The organism is Dyella humi (assembly GCF_044904605.1).
Classification (GTDB): Bacteria; Pseudomonadota; Gammaproteobacteria; order Xanthomonadales; family Rhodanobacteraceae; genus Dyella_B; species Dyella_B humi.
The window spans coordinates 1,439,449-1,454,754 of the sequence record NZ_JADIKI010000023.1 but is presented as its reverse complement, the minus strand read 5'-3'; the positions used below and the strand labels follow the sequence as shown (position 1 = coordinate 1,454,754).

At 61.8% G+C, this 15,306-nt stretch carries 11 protein-coding genes; 3 read left to right on the top strand and 8 right to left on the bottom strand.

Features of this window, described 5'->3' with window-relative positions; genetic code table 11:
- Complete coding sequence (locus ISP18_RS17775; protein WP_380015171.1) at window positions 1-675, bottom strand: PadR family transcriptional regulator; 675 nt, start codon at window positions 673-675, stop codon at window positions 1-3.
- A gap of 225 nt (window positions 676-900) precedes the next feature.
- Here ISP18_RS17775 and ISP18_RS17770 point away from each other — a divergent pair, with 225 nt between their 5' ends.
- Entirely contained in the window at window positions 901-1,611 is a 711-nt protein-coding gene (locus ISP18_RS17770) for a DUF899 family protein (RefSeq protein WP_380015168.1), read from the top strand.
- 9 nt (window positions 1,612-1,620) lie between these two features.
- On the opposite strand, the gene ISP18_RS17765 is transcribed toward ISP18_RS17770, so the two are convergent.
- The 4 genes from ISP18_RS17765 to ISP18_RS17750 form a co-directional block, all read right to left on the bottom strand.
- Window positions 1,621-3,000 carry an MFS transporter gene (locus tag ISP18_RS17765; RefSeq protein ID WP_380015165.1) on the bottom strand — a complete coding sequence of 460 codons (1,380 nt, stop codon included), beginning with the start codon at window positions 2,998-3,000 and terminating at the stop codon, window positions 1,621-1,623.
- Window positions 3,001-3,234: 234 nt separating this feature from the next.
- Entirely contained in the window at window positions 3,235-5,538 is a 2,304-nt protein-coding gene (locus tag ISP18_RS17760; protein ID WP_380015162.1) for a S53 family peptidase, read from the bottom strand.
- 389 nt (window positions 5,539-5,927) lie between these two features.
- Window positions 5,928-7,712, bottom strand: a complete 1,785-nt coding sequence (locus tag ISP18_RS17755; RefSeq protein ID WP_380015159.1) for a GGDEF domain-containing protein — start codon at window positions 7,710-7,712, stop codon at window positions 5,928-5,930.
- Between the two features lie 194 nt (window positions 7,713-7,906).
- A complete protein-coding gene (locus ISP18_RS17750; RefSeq protein WP_380015156.1) occupies window positions 7,907-8,374 on the bottom strand; it encodes an Lrp/AsnC family transcriptional regulator in 468 nt (155 codons plus the stop codon).
- Between the two features lie 112 nt (window positions 8,375-8,486).
- Between ISP18_RS17750 and ISP18_RS17745 the strand changes: the two genes are divergently transcribed.
- Window positions 8,487-9,122: a glutathione S-transferase family protein gene (locus tag ISP18_RS17745; protein ID WP_380015153.1), complete on the top strand. Its 636-nt coding sequence runs from the start codon at window positions 8,487-8,489 to the stop codon at window positions 9,120-9,122.
- Window positions 9,123-9,354: 232 nt separating this feature from the next.
- On the opposite strand, the gene ISP18_RS17740 is transcribed toward ISP18_RS17745, so the two are convergent.
- Window positions 9,355-10,038, bottom strand: coding sequence for an aspartyl/asparaginyl beta-hydroxylase domain-containing protein (locus ISP18_RS17740; protein ID WP_380015150.1), 684 nt, complete (start codon window positions 10,036-10,038; stop codon window positions 9,355-9,357).
- A gap of 285 nt (window positions 10,039-10,323) precedes the next feature.
- On the opposite strand from ISP18_RS17740, the gene ISP18_RS17735 reads away from it, so the two are divergent.
- Window positions 10,324-11,763 carry an FUSC family protein gene (locus tag ISP18_RS17735; RefSeq protein WP_380015147.1) on the top strand — a complete coding sequence of 480 codons (1,440 nt, stop codon included), beginning with the start codon at window positions 10,324-10,326 and terminating at the stop codon, window positions 11,761-11,763.
- Between the two features lie 63 nt (window positions 11,764-11,826).
- Here ISP18_RS17735 and ISP18_RS17730 read toward each other — a convergent pair whose 3' ends face one another.
- Together ISP18_RS17730 and ISP18_RS17725 are read right to left on the bottom strand one after the other, a co-directional pair.
- A complete protein-coding gene (locus ISP18_RS17730) occupies window positions 11,827-12,993 on the bottom strand; it encodes a GGDEF domain-containing protein (protein WP_380015144.1) in 1,167 nt (388 codons plus the stop codon).
- A 315-nt stretch (window positions 12,994-13,308) separates the two neighbouring features.
- Window positions 13,309-15,192, bottom strand: coding sequence for a potassium transporter Kup (locus ISP18_RS17725; protein ID WP_380015141.1), 1,884 nt, complete (start codon window positions 15,190-15,192; stop codon window positions 13,309-13,311).
- Window positions 15,193-15,306: the final 114 nt, after the last annotated feature.

Sequence of the window (15,306 nt, the reverse complement as noted above, 5' to 3'; positions counted from 1 at the left end):
TCACTTGTCATCGTTTTTGCGTCCGGCTGCGATTTCAGTCGCGGCGCGCTCGAGAATCGTCGCCACGCGCTGTGCTTCGGCTTTCCAGTCGCCCCCGCGCATCAGTACCGCATGCTTGAGCGCATGCATTGCCTTGCGCACCGACATCGGTACCGACAATTTGGCGAACATGCGTGCGCTTTCACGTGTGCGTTCGATGATCGCTTCGACCGCTGTGCGGTTGGCATCCAGGTACGCACGGCCGTCATCGGTGATGACATACAGCTTGCGACCGCCCTGTTCGTTCTCCACCGAGGCGTAGCCGAGTTCTTCCAGCATGGTCAGCGTGGGATAGATGGCGCCGGGGCTGGGCGAGTACTGCCCGAGGAACATCTCCTCGATGGTGCGGATCAGCTCGTAACCGTGGCGAGGCTGCTGCTCGACCAGCGCCAGCAATAGCAGCTTTAAGTCGCCGTGGCCGAGCAAGCGCCCGCCGCCACGCCGGCCGCCGCCCTGCATATCGCCCCAATCGCCGAATGAGTCGCCGTGGTGCCCAAACTCGCCGTGCCGGCCGCGCCGGCCATGGAAGGCGTAGCCTTCGTCATCGGCGAACCCGCCGCCGGCTTCACGCCAGTCCCCACAGCCGCGGTCATGATGGCGGTGCATGAAGCGATGGAACATGAAATGCCTGTGCATGATGCAACTCCGATATATCTAATTGACGGTCGAAACGATATATCGAAGTTGTATCGGAATGCAAGTGACCCGCTCCCTCTCCTTTCCGGGGAGAGGGCTGAGGTGGGGGTCAGCCTCGCTAAATATCGGTCTCTCCTGAGGAAAAAGGGCAGCGCTCCAATGTCGATTTCCCGGATTGCTGTTCGTCACTCTGATATGAAGCAACCTGTCCGGAGGAGCGCAACCATGACCCAAAACCCCACTCTCGTTCCCGCTGCAGAACTGGTGAAGCGCAACGGCGCCACCCAGCTCAACGAAAGCACCGAATACCGCCGCGCACGCGACGAACTCCTGCGCGAGGAAATCGAATTGCGTCGCCATATCGAACGCGTCGCCGCCCTGCGCCGCAAACTGCCTCCCGGCGGTGAGGTGATCGGTGACTATCGCTTCGAGGGCGAAAGCGGCCCAACTGACTTTGCCGGCCTGTTTGGCGACAAGCAGACCCTGGTCGTCTACAGCTACATGTTCGGTCCACAGCGCGAGCGGCCCTGCTCGATGTGCACGTCCTTGCTGAGCGCATGGGAAGGCGAGGCGCGCGACATGCAGCAACGCATTGCACTGGCGGTGGTGGCGCGCTCGCCGATCGAGCGCTTGCTTGCGTTCAAGCGTGAACGCGGCTGGCGCGATCTGAAGCTCTATTCCGACCTCAACGGCAACTTCAGCCGCGACTATCACGCCATCGCACCGGATAACAGCGACATCCCCGAAATCAACGTGTTTACCCGCCGCGACGGCACCATTCGGCTTTTCTGGAGCGGCGAAATGGGTTCGGAAACCGTCGATCCCGGCCAGGACCCACGCGGCGCGCCCGACCCCATGCCAATCTGGACGGTACTCGACATGACGCCGGAGGGACGCGGCACGGATTGGTATCCGAAGCTCGATTATCCGGCCTGACCCGCGCGTCTATCGGCTCGTTCCTGTTCGCGCAGCCATGCCACGGAAGGCCAACACGGCCGCGATCAGTAACATACCCATCGCGATCCATGCGGAGCGATGCAAGCCGCGTACGACCAGTTCGTTGCTGTCGCCGGCGAGCGATCCGAACAGCGCCACACCCATCGCCCCCGCCGCCTGGCGTGCCGCATTGAGCACGCCGGAAGCGGTGCCTGCAGCGTGTTTTTCCACGGCGGAAAGTACGGTCGTGGTCATCGCCGGCACGCCCAGTCCCATGCCGCACGGCAATAGCGCAAAGGCCGGCAGCATCAGCAGGTACGGGCTGTTTGCGCCCAGCAGCAAAAACAATCCAAAGCCGATGCCGTCGATCAGCGCGCCCAGCACCATCGGCAGACGTGCGCCGATGCGGCCGACCAGCCAGCCACTGAAAACATTCACGCCGAAGAATGTGGCGGTTAACGGCAGATACGCCAGTCCGGTGCGCAACGCGCTGTAGCCGTGCACGCGTTGCAGGTACAGGCTGAGCAGGAACACGATGCCGTAATAGGTGAGATTGACGATGACGCCATACATCACCGCCACGCTGAAACCCGGCGCGCGAAAAAACTTCAGCGGCAGCATCGGCGCTGCACTGCGCGATTCCATCCACACGAACAACGGCGCCGTTACCACCGCCATCGCCGCGCAGCCGATTACCAGCGGATGCGTCCAGCCCAGCGGTTTGGCTTCAATCACCGCCATCGTCAGGCCAGTCAGCGCAAGGATGGCGAGCAGCTGGCCCCAGACGTCGAAACGACCGTCGCGCACCTTGCGTTCCGTTTCGGGCACGCGCAGCGTCAGCCAGGCACCCACCGCGCAGACTGGCACGTTGACGAAGAAAATGCTGCGCCAGCTGGTCACGCTCATCAGCAGGCCGCCGACAATTGGCCCCGCCGCAATCGCAATCGCACCGGCCGCCGTCCACCACCCGACAGCGCGCGCCCGCAAGGCATGTTCGTGGGCTGTGGCATGGCTGAGCAGCGCCAGCGAACAGGGCAGCATCGCCGCGGCACCCACGCCTTGCAGCGTGCGTCCGACGATCAGCATTACCGCGTTGGCCGAACAGCCGCAAAATATCGAAGCGAGCGCGAACAGCAGCATGCCACCGAGATACACCCGCCGCGCGCCCAGGCGATCGCCGAGATAACCCATGCTCAGCAGCAATACCGCGAAGGCGAGCGCGTAGGCATCCACCACCCATTGCAGCCCCGCGACGCCTGCATGCAGATCGTTAGCGATGCGCGGCAATGCCACGTTGACGATGGTGACATCCAACTGCACCAGCGCAAAGCCGAAGCTCGCCGCCGTGGTCACTCGTGCGATAGCGCGATGAAATGCGTGCTGATCCATGCCGGTTACTTGCTTATGAATGCAAGAACCTTATGGCATAGCAGCTATGGATGTTTCGTGGAAGAACGAAGCATCCGCTCTTGCGCAACACCTCATATGCACCATAAGGCCGTCATTCCCGCTTTCGCGAGAATGACGGCCTTGGGTATTTGCTAACGCTTTATCGCCAGATTGGTCCTTACCCCATCCCTCTCCCCGGATGGGGAGAGGGAGAGGCTCACTACATCGCGACGATTACGGCGCGCCTACGAACGACTTCCATGCCTTGAGCAGGTTGTTGGCATTCACCGAACCCAGACCGTTGGCGAAGCTCCAGCCGGGCTGCGCGGCAAAGGCCGCGGTAGTGGCGTTGTACTTCGATGTGCTGGTCGCAGTCAGGCCGACCAGCGTGGGGCCGTAGAACTGCTGGAAGTTCTGGATGGTGCCGTAGAAATAGCAATCCGGTGTGGTCTGCGCAAAGGCCGCCACCTGGATGCATTGCGTGGAATTGCCGCCGGCGGTGATGTTGTAGAACACGCACTTGCCGGTACCGCTGGTGCCGTTGTCGGAATTGCATCCCGCCAGCGTGGGGGGCGTCTTGCCCGTCGGACCGCCGTATTCGCTCCTGGCCAACTCATACAGCGTCGGTGCGGCGTTGCCTTGGTTCTTCGGCAGGCCGGCGTTGTACAGGCCCTGATCGATCAACGCCTGGATACCCGCGAACATCGGCGATGAGAGCGACGTGCCGGCTACCAGCTCCACCGGGGAGGTGAAGTTGGCCGTGCACGGATAAAAACCGGTGCACAGGATCACCCACGAATAACCGCCATACGAACCGCCAAACAACGACACATCCGGCAGATCGCGCGATTGGTCCTTGGCCGCGCCGCGTACGATGCGCTGCCATGAAGGCTTGGCGTCGATCGACGACGGACCGCCGCTGCCGCTCTCGGATGTCACGTAATAGCCGTAGGGATCATAGATCAGTGCGTTCTTGCAGAACTGCAGCGCTGACGTGTGCACCAGCTTGCTGGCCGCCTGCGTATTGCCGCACGACTGATTCCAGGTGATCTCCGGTACGTACGACTTCGCCGAGCCGTACACGGCGTTGAGCGTGCTGTTGAAGTACTTGTTGGTGGTACCGTCAAGCACGTCAGCGGTGTCCGTTCCGCCCACGGCCGTATCGTTGGGTGAGGTGGCAAACGAGTTCGCGTCGATGCCGACACCATTGATGATGCTGCCGTTGAAACTCGGGTTGGAACCCGAATCACCGCTGGATATGAACACCGAAATACCTTCGGCATCTCCCTGTGCCCACATCAGATCAATCGCCGCCTTGCTGGCGGCATCGGTGAAGCCTTCGCCGTAGCCGTAGCTTGCGCTGATCACGTTCGGCCGGCCGGTGGGATCGCTGTTGTTGATCAGGTTATCCGCCGCGGTAAACACGCCGCCGAAGAAGTTGGTGGAATCGGAATCGGCACACGTCGCCACCCAGATATTTGCGCCTGGCGCGATCGCTGTGGAGTATTCCGAATCCAGCACCGTTTCGATGCTTTCGCCACCTGGTGAGTTGCCGCCTGGATCAGTGCAGTTGCCAGTGGACGGTGTCAACTGCGGCTGGAATTGCGTGAACGTTCCGCCGTAGCTGCCGAGGCCGAACTGACTGACGAAATTGGCCCAATCAGGCGTATACATATCCACATCTTCCACCACCGCGATGGTGATGCCGGTACCGGTGACGCCGCTCGTGTACAAGCTAGTAACGTTGTAGATCGTCTGCATGTCATACGGCACGAAGCCGCGCACGCCGCCGGTAAAGTTCACCGCCGAATGGCCCGGTGTTCCCGCGGTCGAGTTGGACGGCTGCTTGATCTTGAAGTTGCTCTTGTTGCGATCGAACTGCGCCACCTGCGGTGCCACGTGCAAAGGTTGCGGCCGGAAGTCGTTGAGACCGGCCACGCCCACCACCACGTCGCGCAGCGCGGAAGGCACGCTGATATCGTTCGCGTTGGCGATATGCGTGACGTGATTGACGACGTAGCGGTTCTCCTGCGTGCGGAACGCCTGACGAACCAAACCGGCCGTGCCGCTGAAGTCGATCTGCAGCTTGTTCGGATATACGCCGTTGACAGTAAAGCCCTGCGAAATAAGCCATGACTTCACTGCAGCAATATCCGCATCGGTCACGCCGAACGTCGTGCCGAATTCCTCGGGCGTCAGCCATTGATGGAATTTGGATGAGCTCGGATCGTGTTGTGCGGTGATCAGCGCTTGCAGCGCCGACTCGCGCGAGGCGCTGCGTTGCAGAATCAGCTGCATATGGTTCATCGGCAGCGCATCATCCACGCGGCCGGCGGGTGTGGCGTTGGCCAGCAAGCTAAGATGAGTATGGCTTAGCGCCGATACCACGTTGTTGTTCACAGCCTGCGTAACGCGCGATGCTTCAGTCGTGTCGATCCCAGCGAGCGCCGGGTTGGAACTAGAAGCCTTGGTGATCGAAGGCAGCGTTGCGAAAGCGGCGGCTATCGACAACGCAATCATCACATGCTCGGTTTTCACGATTCTTTTCTCCTAAGGGTTGGATGAAAAAAACGAGTTCCCCTGTGATGAATCGGCTAAACCATGCATTCGTCGTGATTACCTCCTTGCAAAAGGGTGCGCGAAAAGTCAGCGGACCGCTGTGTGGGCCCGACGCAGCCACGCCGGCTGCGGTCGCGTTGACTACCCTTAAGGATGCTCTGAGTTAATCCAGGGCCGATCAGACCTACGCTGAATTAATCAGATCACCCCGATAGCGATTAACTCCCCAGCGAAATCCCGATAAACATCGGGCTTTTGATCCTGCGCCTGCGTAACGGTGTCGTCCAGTGCCTGGCGAACATTTAGGTGTTACATACGGTTTACACATATGCGGCCGCTTTGAGCGGTTTCACATTGAATATGAATTTTCATCGGGCCTGCACGTTACCGGGCATATGACGATCCTTTTGCATGTCGTCCGTCGGCGTCGGCGCCGCGACCAATTGGTTGCGTCCTTGCGCCTTGGCTTGATACAGCGCGGCGTCCGCGGCATTGAGCAGATCCAGCCAAGTAAGCACGGCGAGGTTGCCTTTCGCCACGCCGAAGCTTGCCGTCACGATCAGCGTCGAGACGCCGGGCGCGGCGATGTTGTCGCTGGAAATGGCGCGACGGATATCCTCGGCAAGCAGGCACAGGTCCTTCATCGACAAACCATTCGTCAGTACCGCGAATTCCTCTCCGCCATAACGGAAGGCCATATGCGGTTCCTTCACGAGTTGCCGGATACGTCCGCCCACCTCGCGCAGCACCAAGTCACCCACGATGTGCCCGTGCTCGTCGTTGATCGGCTTGAAGTAGTCGACGTCGATCAGGATCAAACCACGCCCCTTGGACAGCCGCACGGGTTCCGCCGACAGGTCGCCGGTAATCTCCTCCAACGCATGGCGGTTCAGCAGGCCGGTGAGGGCATCGGTATGCGCCTGCCGGCGCAGCGCCTTGCTTAATTCATCGCGTTCGATCGCCAGTTGCATGCTGCGCAAGTGCTGTTGCCGCAGCGTATCGATGGCATCGTGCAGGGCGCGCGCCTCCTCGCTGTTGCCGGCACGCGGCGCGCGACGCAGATCGCCGTTGGCGAGCGCCACGATCTCGTTCTTCGCCAACAGCAGTGGGCGAATCACCAGGCTTTCCGCCGCGCGCAGCATGGCCAGCAGAAACAGGAAGAATGCCAGCAGGAAGGCGCCGATCAGCAGCATGTGCACGCGCTCATGGCGCTGGGTAGCGGTGACGTGAGCGATAGCACGCTGCACGAACAGGTCTTCCAGCTTTTCCAGCGCCACCAGATCGGGCAGCGCCTGGCTGGTAAATGCTGCGGCACGAATGCCGTAATCCGTGCCTGAACGCGTGGTTAGCGTGTCGACCAGCGCAAGTGTGCGGCCGAAAAAGCCGCGCTCGACCTGCGTGCGCATGCGTTCGATAGCGTCGTCATGCTGATCGTCCGGGCCGGTGCGTGCCAGCATCAGCGCGCGCAGCTCGTCGATGCGACCGCGCAACGTGGCGATGATCACACGACGCGCCGGATCGATCGGCTCAGGCGTCGACAAGGGCACCACCAGCATCGAGCCGAGCCGACCGCCGTACTCGCGCAGGTCGCTAAGGATGCGCGCCATCTGCATGGTGCCGGCCTGATCGGGGGCAAGCTCCACGGCTTCGCGGTAAAAATCGGCAATCAGCGGGTCGAGCTGCTTGCGCGCAACGATCAAGATGTCGATGGCGGTCTGCAGATCCTGCGGCGAACGTTCAGAAGGGGCGTTGCGAGCCAGCGCGTCGTAATCGGCGCGTGCCTTCACCAGCGATTCCCTTGCACGTGCAAGCACGGGGGTTTCCGAGTCCGCCTCCGGGCGTGCACGGATCAGCCGGTCCAGCTGGTCGAGCGCGGCATCGGTGTGCTGGCGCGCATCGGCCACGTCCGCCCGGGTGGATGCGTAGGCCTGCGCGGCGCGCGGATCCAGCGTAAGCAGGATGTTGGATGGCGCGCGTTCGGCCGAGATCGCGTTGCCGGCTTTCAGCACCTGGTCGTAGGAGGTGAGGGCCTGCAGGTTGCGTGCGCCCTGCCGGTAACCTTGCGCGTAGCCTACGAACACATAAGCTGAAATACCCGCTGCCACCGCCAGCAAAAGCGCCGCCCCCACTTTTAGCTGTGCTTGAAGCTGCATCGACTGCCTGTTCCTGCCAACTTCCGACGGACGACCCTATTGGGGGCCACGACACGGCGGCGTCATCGGACAGGCCGTATCGGGATCATGGTCGAAACTTGGCTGAGAGTTTGCTGAATTCGTCCATCGCGTCATGGCGGACGGAGGCTCGGCCGACCCTATCGGCAGCCGCGCCGCAAACTTGAAAATTGCCCTTATACAGGCACCGCCTGGGACGTCTTGTCGCGAGCCATCACTACACTGGTGGTGAAACGCCGGAGGTTGGGATTGTCGAACAGCAGACGGCGGGTAAATGCCTCGAAATCATCCATGTCGCGGGCCGTCACGATCAGGATGAAATCGGCCACCCCGGTGACGTAGTAGCAATGTTGCACGTTGGGGTCGGCACACGCCGCGCGACGGAAGGTGTCGAGCATGTCCGCGCGTTCGCGTTCCATCTCCACGCCGATGATGAAGCTCATGGCTTGTCCGACTGCTTGCGGATCGACGATGGCGACCTCGGCGACGATCACGCCCAGTTGGCGCATGCGCTTGAGCCGGCGCTGCACGGCGGCGGCCGAAAGCCCAATGGCGGCGCCAATGTCCTCGCTGGTCATGCGGGCATCGCGCTGCACGTGGCGGAGAATTTCACGGTCGAAGGCGTCAAGGGCATCGTCGGTCATGCCGCAGAATTAACCCAAAAAAAGCGGGCATGCAACGCAAAAGGGGACAATAACGCGGCTAAGCCGCGCAGCAAGCTGGGAAACTGCTGCGGCCTCTCGAATCCTGCCTCCAATGAAACTCTTCTATCAGACCCATTCCCCCTACGCGCGCAAAGTACTGGTCATGGCTCACGAGGTGGGGCTCGCGCATCGCCTCGACGTCATCCATCACGAAACCAGCCCCACCGTCCGTAATGACACCGTATTCCGGGAAAATCCGCTCGGAAAGGTGCCTGTGCTCATTCTCGATGACGGGTTTGCGTTGTTCGACTCCGGCGCGATCTGCGACCACCTCGATTCGCTGCACGAATGCAAGCGCGTCATTCCAGCGCATGGGCGCGCAAGGCGAGTCAGCCTGCGGCTGCAGGCACTCGCGCAGGGATTGTGCGACGCAGGCATTGCCGTGCGCCATGAAACGGTGCGGCGTCCCGAAGCGCTTCGCTACCCCGCCATGCGCGACGGCCAGGTCGAAAAGCTGACGAGTTCCTACGACTTCCTGGAGCAGGAAGCGGACATGGATCCAAGCCACGCCGAAGCCGAGCACGTCGATATCGGGCGAATCGCGCTCGCTACGGCGCTGGACTGGCTGGCGTTTCGGCATCTGCCTGATTTTGAAATCGGACGGCCGCGATTGTCGGCATGGTATCGCCGGTTTCTGCAAAGGCCGTCCATGCAGGCGACGGTGTTCGCGGGCGAAACCGTCGACTGACATGGATATTTCGCTGAGTTCGCTCTGGTTGGATCTTCTATCTCTGCATGGCCATATCACGGACGGTAGATATGTGCAGTGGCGCTCACATGTACCTGATGCGCCCCGGGCAAACGAAACCCGCGACAAGCTGAGGGAACGTGCAGCAGGCGGCGAGCGTACGTCGCAATACCATCGTCTCTGCCTTGGCATCGGGGACGGCCTGATACGTCGGCAATGACATCGAACGCTTTCAGTCGATGCCGCGCCATCGCGCCACCATGCCGACCGACGCGATCAAAGCGCTGGACAGCAGACGCATGTCCACCGGCATGTGGCGGCGACGTACGTCCAGCAGCAGGGCGGCGCGCGGTTCGTCGCTGTGATTCCACACTTCATGCGGATACGTGTCGTCCCACAGCAAGTGCTCGGCGTTGCCGATGCGATGCTCCTGGTCGTTGAGCGATAGCACCGAGGCTGGGCGCCCTTGCGCGTCCACCGGTACCGACAGCCCCAGCTGATAACGCAGCACACCGCGAAAAGGGCCGCGATGTCGCGGAATGTGCTTATGCGGCGCGAGGAACGACAAGGTGGCCGAAACCACGTCCGGCGAGGCGGCGATGATGCGCGCCAGCGTCGGGCAGGCGGCCATGTTCTTGTCGATGTCCGTGCCGTACACCTTCAGCACGAACACACGCCAGTCCTTGCCGTCATTGGCGGAAATAGACATCTGCTCAGGCATGACCTCGTGGAAGCGCGGGATAGCCTGCGTGCGCGCAGCCACGGCAAGGGCTTCGTCGCGCAAGGTTTGCCACGCATCGACGAACTTCGCGGCACCCGGAAAATAGACCCCGGTGTCTAGCACCGGCGGCGTGTCGATGCGCGCATCGTAAAGTCGGCGCACTGCATTGGCTGACAGGTCGTACAACAAGCTCATGCCTTGTTATGCCTTGTCGCAGTTCAATTCCGTAGGATTCGGCCGCCTTTCGGCAGTGTAGCCCGCCGTCGCGGTCGTCGTATGCTCGGATGTCCGACCGCGGCGCGGCGTGAAGGTTGCCATCGTGAAAGAACGGACGACGGCCGCTGCTGTTGACGTGCCGGCTCGTGCCCGGTGCGCAAGAGCTTGCGTCGGACGATCGATATACAGCCGGCGTGGGCGGAAACGTCCTTGGTGTTATATCTTCGGCCGCTGCCTCGGCTCGCGGTTTCTTCGGTGCATTCCTTGAATCGGGTTACTTCATCCGCCCACGTGCCGGCCGGCCATTCGCGGCCACAGCGCGCCCTGATGGAAGCGATCGCGACACTGCTCGCGGCAATCGCCACGCTGCTTTGCGTGCTGGCGATCAGCCGGGAACCGGGCCCAGGCGTGCTGGCCGTGGTGCTGTGCCTCTCCTTGTCGCGCAGCCAACTCGATCGGGATCGTCGCGGCCGTATCGAAGCTGCCTTCGTCTTGCCCGCGGTGGGCCTTGCTGCAGCGGGCGTGGCGTTCCTGCTGCATCACCTTCCTGTCGTGGGCGCGCTCGTTTTCTCGGGCGGGATGTTCCTATCGATCTGGCTGCGTCGGTTCGGCGCGATGGCGCGCCGGATCGGCTCGCTGATCGCATTGCCGTTCGTCGCGCTGCTGACCATTCCGTACATACCGCCCCAAAGCCACGGCATGCTTCCCACCACGCTGCTGCCAGTGCTCATCGCGCTGTTGGCCTTGTTTTGGGTCAACGTCGTGCATGCGCTGGCGCAAGCACTTCAGCTGCTGCCGCCCGTCAGCGTGCCGGCTTTCGGCACTGCGCCACAGCCGGAAAGCTCGCTGCGACCCGTCGCCTCCACGCGTATGGCCATCCAGATGGCGGTGGCGTTGTTACTGTCGTTCGCTATCGGTCACATCTGCTTCCCGGAGCATTGGAAATGGGTCGTGCTGACGGCCTTTATCGTCAACAGCGGCAACCGCGGGCGGCTGGACGTGGTGCACAAGAGCATGCTGCGAATGTTGGGCGCAGCGGCCGGAACGATCGTTGCGCAGGTGCTTGGCGTTCACCTCGGCATACAGGGCAGCGCGAGCGTAGTACTGATTCTTACTGCGGTGTTTCTTGGCATGTGGCTGCGGCCGTTCGGCTACGGTTGGTGGGCGCTGTTCGTCACCGTGGCGCTTGCGTTGTTACAGGATTTCGCCGGTGTGCCTGCGGCGCGGATGCTGTGGCCACGGCTGGAGGAAATCGCCGTCGGCGCCGTGATCGGCGTGGCGGTCGCATGGTTCGTCTTGCCGGTGCGCTCCACCGCGGTCTTGCGGCGCCGCATTGCGGACGCGTTGGCTGCGCTTGCCTCATCGCTCGACCGGCAGCAGCCGACGCGAACGCCGGAGGCCTTCTTCGCCGCGCTCGATGCCATCGAACAGATTGCACCGGCCTTTCGCGCCACTCGTTACATTGCCCACCGCATTCGGCCGGAGCGGGCCGCCGATTGGATCGATGTTCTCCTCGGCTGTCGGGACCCGGGTCGACGGTTGATCGAACAAGGAGCGGCCCCGGCGAGCGTGCATCAGACGCTCACGCATACACGTCGCGTCATGCGCGAACCGGAAAAGATTCTTCCTGCTTTGCAGCAGTTGCACGCGAGTCTGCACGCAGCGTGCGCCATGCAAAGTCCTGCATCGGAAGCGCAGACGTAACGGCACACCAGGAACGGAGAGAAACCGTGCGGGTCGCAAAGCGACACTGCCGTCCGGCGTGTATTACGCGGCTGAAATCTTCACGCAATTGCGGCCGGCGCGTTTGGCGTCGTAAAGCGCGGCATCGGCGCGGCGCCGCGCGCCCATCATGTCGGGCTCGTCGGCGGTGGCAATGGCTGCGCCGATGGACACGGTGAGCGCATAAGACTGACCGGCGATGTGGAACTGTGTGCGTTCGACCGCGATGCGAATGCGCTCGGCCAGCGCGAGCAGATCCGCTTCTTTCACCGAAGGCGACAGCACGAGAAACTCCTCACCGCCCACCCGTCCCACCAGATCACTGGTGCGCAACATGCGCCGGATGTTGGCGACCAGTTCCAGCAGAACGCGATCGCCGTCATCATGGCCGAAGCGGTCATTGATGCTCTTGAAGTGATCGGCATCGATCAGCAACACACCGATCGACTCCCGTCTGGCGCGCGCTCGCGCAAGCAGGACTTCGGAAGCTTCCAGCAATCCCAAGCGATTGATCACGCCGGTGAGCGGATCGATGCGCGCCAGATCATGCAGATCGCGCTGCAGAATCTCGTTGTACAGCAGCAGAAAGCCCACGCTGGCCAGCAACGGCTGCAACCCCAACAGCAGAACGTAGATAGTGTTCACGGTGGACGGCACGCCAATACCTTGCGGCGGCGCGGAAAGCATCCACAACGAAACGTTGCGCCACACCATCAGCGCAATGGCCAGCACATACGTCCATAGCAATAAGCACTGCGCGCGCGTATCGCGCTTACGGCAGCCGCCCCACAACGCCGTGATATTGAGCAAGGCATTGCAAGTGAGGATGCAGGAACCCCACAGCACGCGCATCAAATAGTCCGGATGCACAATGCTGAAATACGTCACGCCAAGCCAAGCGGCAACACCGAGCACCAGCGCCTCGCGCCAGCGCAAGTTACGGTCCAGCACCATGCGCAGCGCCACGATCGTCAATGCCTGCGCGGAAAGGTTAAGCGTATTGCCCACAAGCAGCACCGCAAGCGGCGAAAGCTTGAAATCGAACGCCAGCACGAAATCAGCACCGGCCTCCAGCAGCAAAGCGGTGGCACGCAGCCGAAGACCTTTGACCGCAAGATTGCTGCCGTCGCGTGTGCCGAACCAAAGCATCAGCGCCAGCACCAGGGCCTGGCCGCCGTTGATCAGCGCTAGTGTTTCGACGTTCAGATGCATGACAGGTTTCCGGCAGCGACTAGCGCCGGCAAAATGAGTTTGCGGATGCGATCGAAGCGCTTGGCGCTATCGCACATGGGTGCTCGTTGCCGTCAACATGCTCTCCCTTCCGACAGGCGTTTGTCCGCGTCATCGGCAAGCGCATGTGCGCGCTGAACTGCAGCGCGTTCTTTGCCGGCCTTCAAGGGAGTGAGGCAAGGAACATGCCAGCGAAAAGTGCGGACATGTCGTTCAGCAATGTCACGAACGTAAGCGCTACGGTTTAGGTTCGTGAAGAACGCTTCAAGGGTTCCGTTCCGAACCGTGCGAATGCGATTAGATCGATATTTGTCGGCCTATATCGACCACTTGGCTGGCCGGAATGCGCAGATAATCCGTAACGCGGGCACCGTTGCGCAAGAACACGGCGAAGCATGCGCGGATCCAGCGCGGCACGCCGCGACCGTCTTCACGCGCAACGATTTTCTCCATGCCGACGAAATAGGTCAGTTCCTGCGGATGAATGGGACAACCATGCGTGGCGATCTGCGCCATCAGGGCGGGCATGTCCGGCCGTTCCATGAAACCGAAGGTGGCAGTGATGGACCAGAAATTGGGCCCGATTTCGGCCAGCGTCAGGCGATTCCTGGGCGCCACCCAAGGCGTGGACGCAATCTCCAGCGTCACTGCCAGCACGCGCTTGTGCAAGGCTTTGCTGTGCTTGACGTACCACTGCATCACCGGCGGCGTGGTGGCTTTCGCGCGGGTCAGGAACACCGCTGTGCCCGGCACCCGTGCGACCCCCGTTTGCGCAAGCTCATCCAGAAAGACGTCAACAGGCATCGGGTCTTCGCTGATGCGAGCGCCGACCGCCACGATACCGCGATGCCAGATGTACATCACCAGATACACCAACGCCGCAAGCAGTAATGGCACATAGCCGCCATCCAGCAGCTTCATCATGTTCGAGGCAAAGAACGAGCTGTCGACAACGAAAAACACACCGGCCACGGCCACGCTTGCCGCCATGCTCCACTTCCAGATTTCCCGCATGGCGATGAACAACAGCGCGGTGGTCATCAGCATGGTGGCCGATACCGCGATGCCGTAAGCGCCAGCGAGGTTGTCGGACTTGCGAAAGCCTAGCGCCAGCCCGATCGTCACCAGCATCAGCAGCCAGTTCACCGCGCCGACGTAGATTTGGCCGTAGCCTTCCTCGGAGGTCTGCGACACCTTCAGTCGCGGCATCCAGCCGAGCTGGATCGCCTGCCGTGTCATCGAAAACGCGCCGGTGATGATCGACTGACTGGCGATGATGGTGGCGATCGTCGACAACACGATCAGCGGCAAGGTCAGCGTGGCGGGACACAGCCGATAGAAAATATTGCCTTCCGTCGGCGCACCGGCCAGCACGATCGCGCCCTGGCCGGCATAGTTCAGCACCAGGCTGGGGAACACCAGCGCGGACCATGCCAGCTTGATCGGGCCGGCACCGAAATGCCCCATGTCGGCATACAGTGCTTCGGCGCCTGTTACGCAGAGAAACACGCCGCCCAGTACCAGGAATCCGCCGCTGCCACTATGCAGTAGATAGTGCAACGCGTAATACGGATTGAGTGCCCAGAGAATGCCCGGATGCTTGATGATGCCCCACACGCCGAGCACCGCCATGGTAAGAAACCACAACACCATGATCGGCCCGAAGGTGCGCCCGATGCGCGCCGTGCCCATCGGCTGCAATGCGAACAACGCCAGCAGGATCACCACCGTCAACGGCAGCACGTAGTGCTGCAAGGAAGGTGCCGCAATGTTTAGGCCTTCCAGCGCCGAAAGCACCGAAATCGCGGGTGTGATCGCGCCATCGCCGTAGATCAGCGCCGCGCCGAACAAACCGGCTGCAACGATCATCGGACGCTTGTGGCGCTTTACCCCGAGCAGCGCCATCAAGGCCAGGATGCCGCCTTCGCCGTCGTTGTCGATGCGCATGGCAAAGCCGGCGTACTTGACCGAGGTAACGATGATCAGCGTCCAGATCAGCAACGAAATGACACCGAGAATGGTCTGCGGTGTATTGCCGCCGGTTATGTCCAACACCGTCTTGAAGGTATACAGCGGGCTGGTGCCGATGTCGCCGAACACCACGCCAAGCGCGCCTACGCCGGCAGCGAGCAAGGCAGGTTTTTGCAATGGGTTGGCGGAAGCTTCCGTCATGGCAGGCATGGGCCTTTTCAAGTTGCCCCGCAGTCTAGCCGTGAAAGGTGACAAGGGCGTCATGAACGGCACCGCCAATGACCCATTTGGGCGGTTGCCTGCGCGGCCTCGCTGGCCTATGGT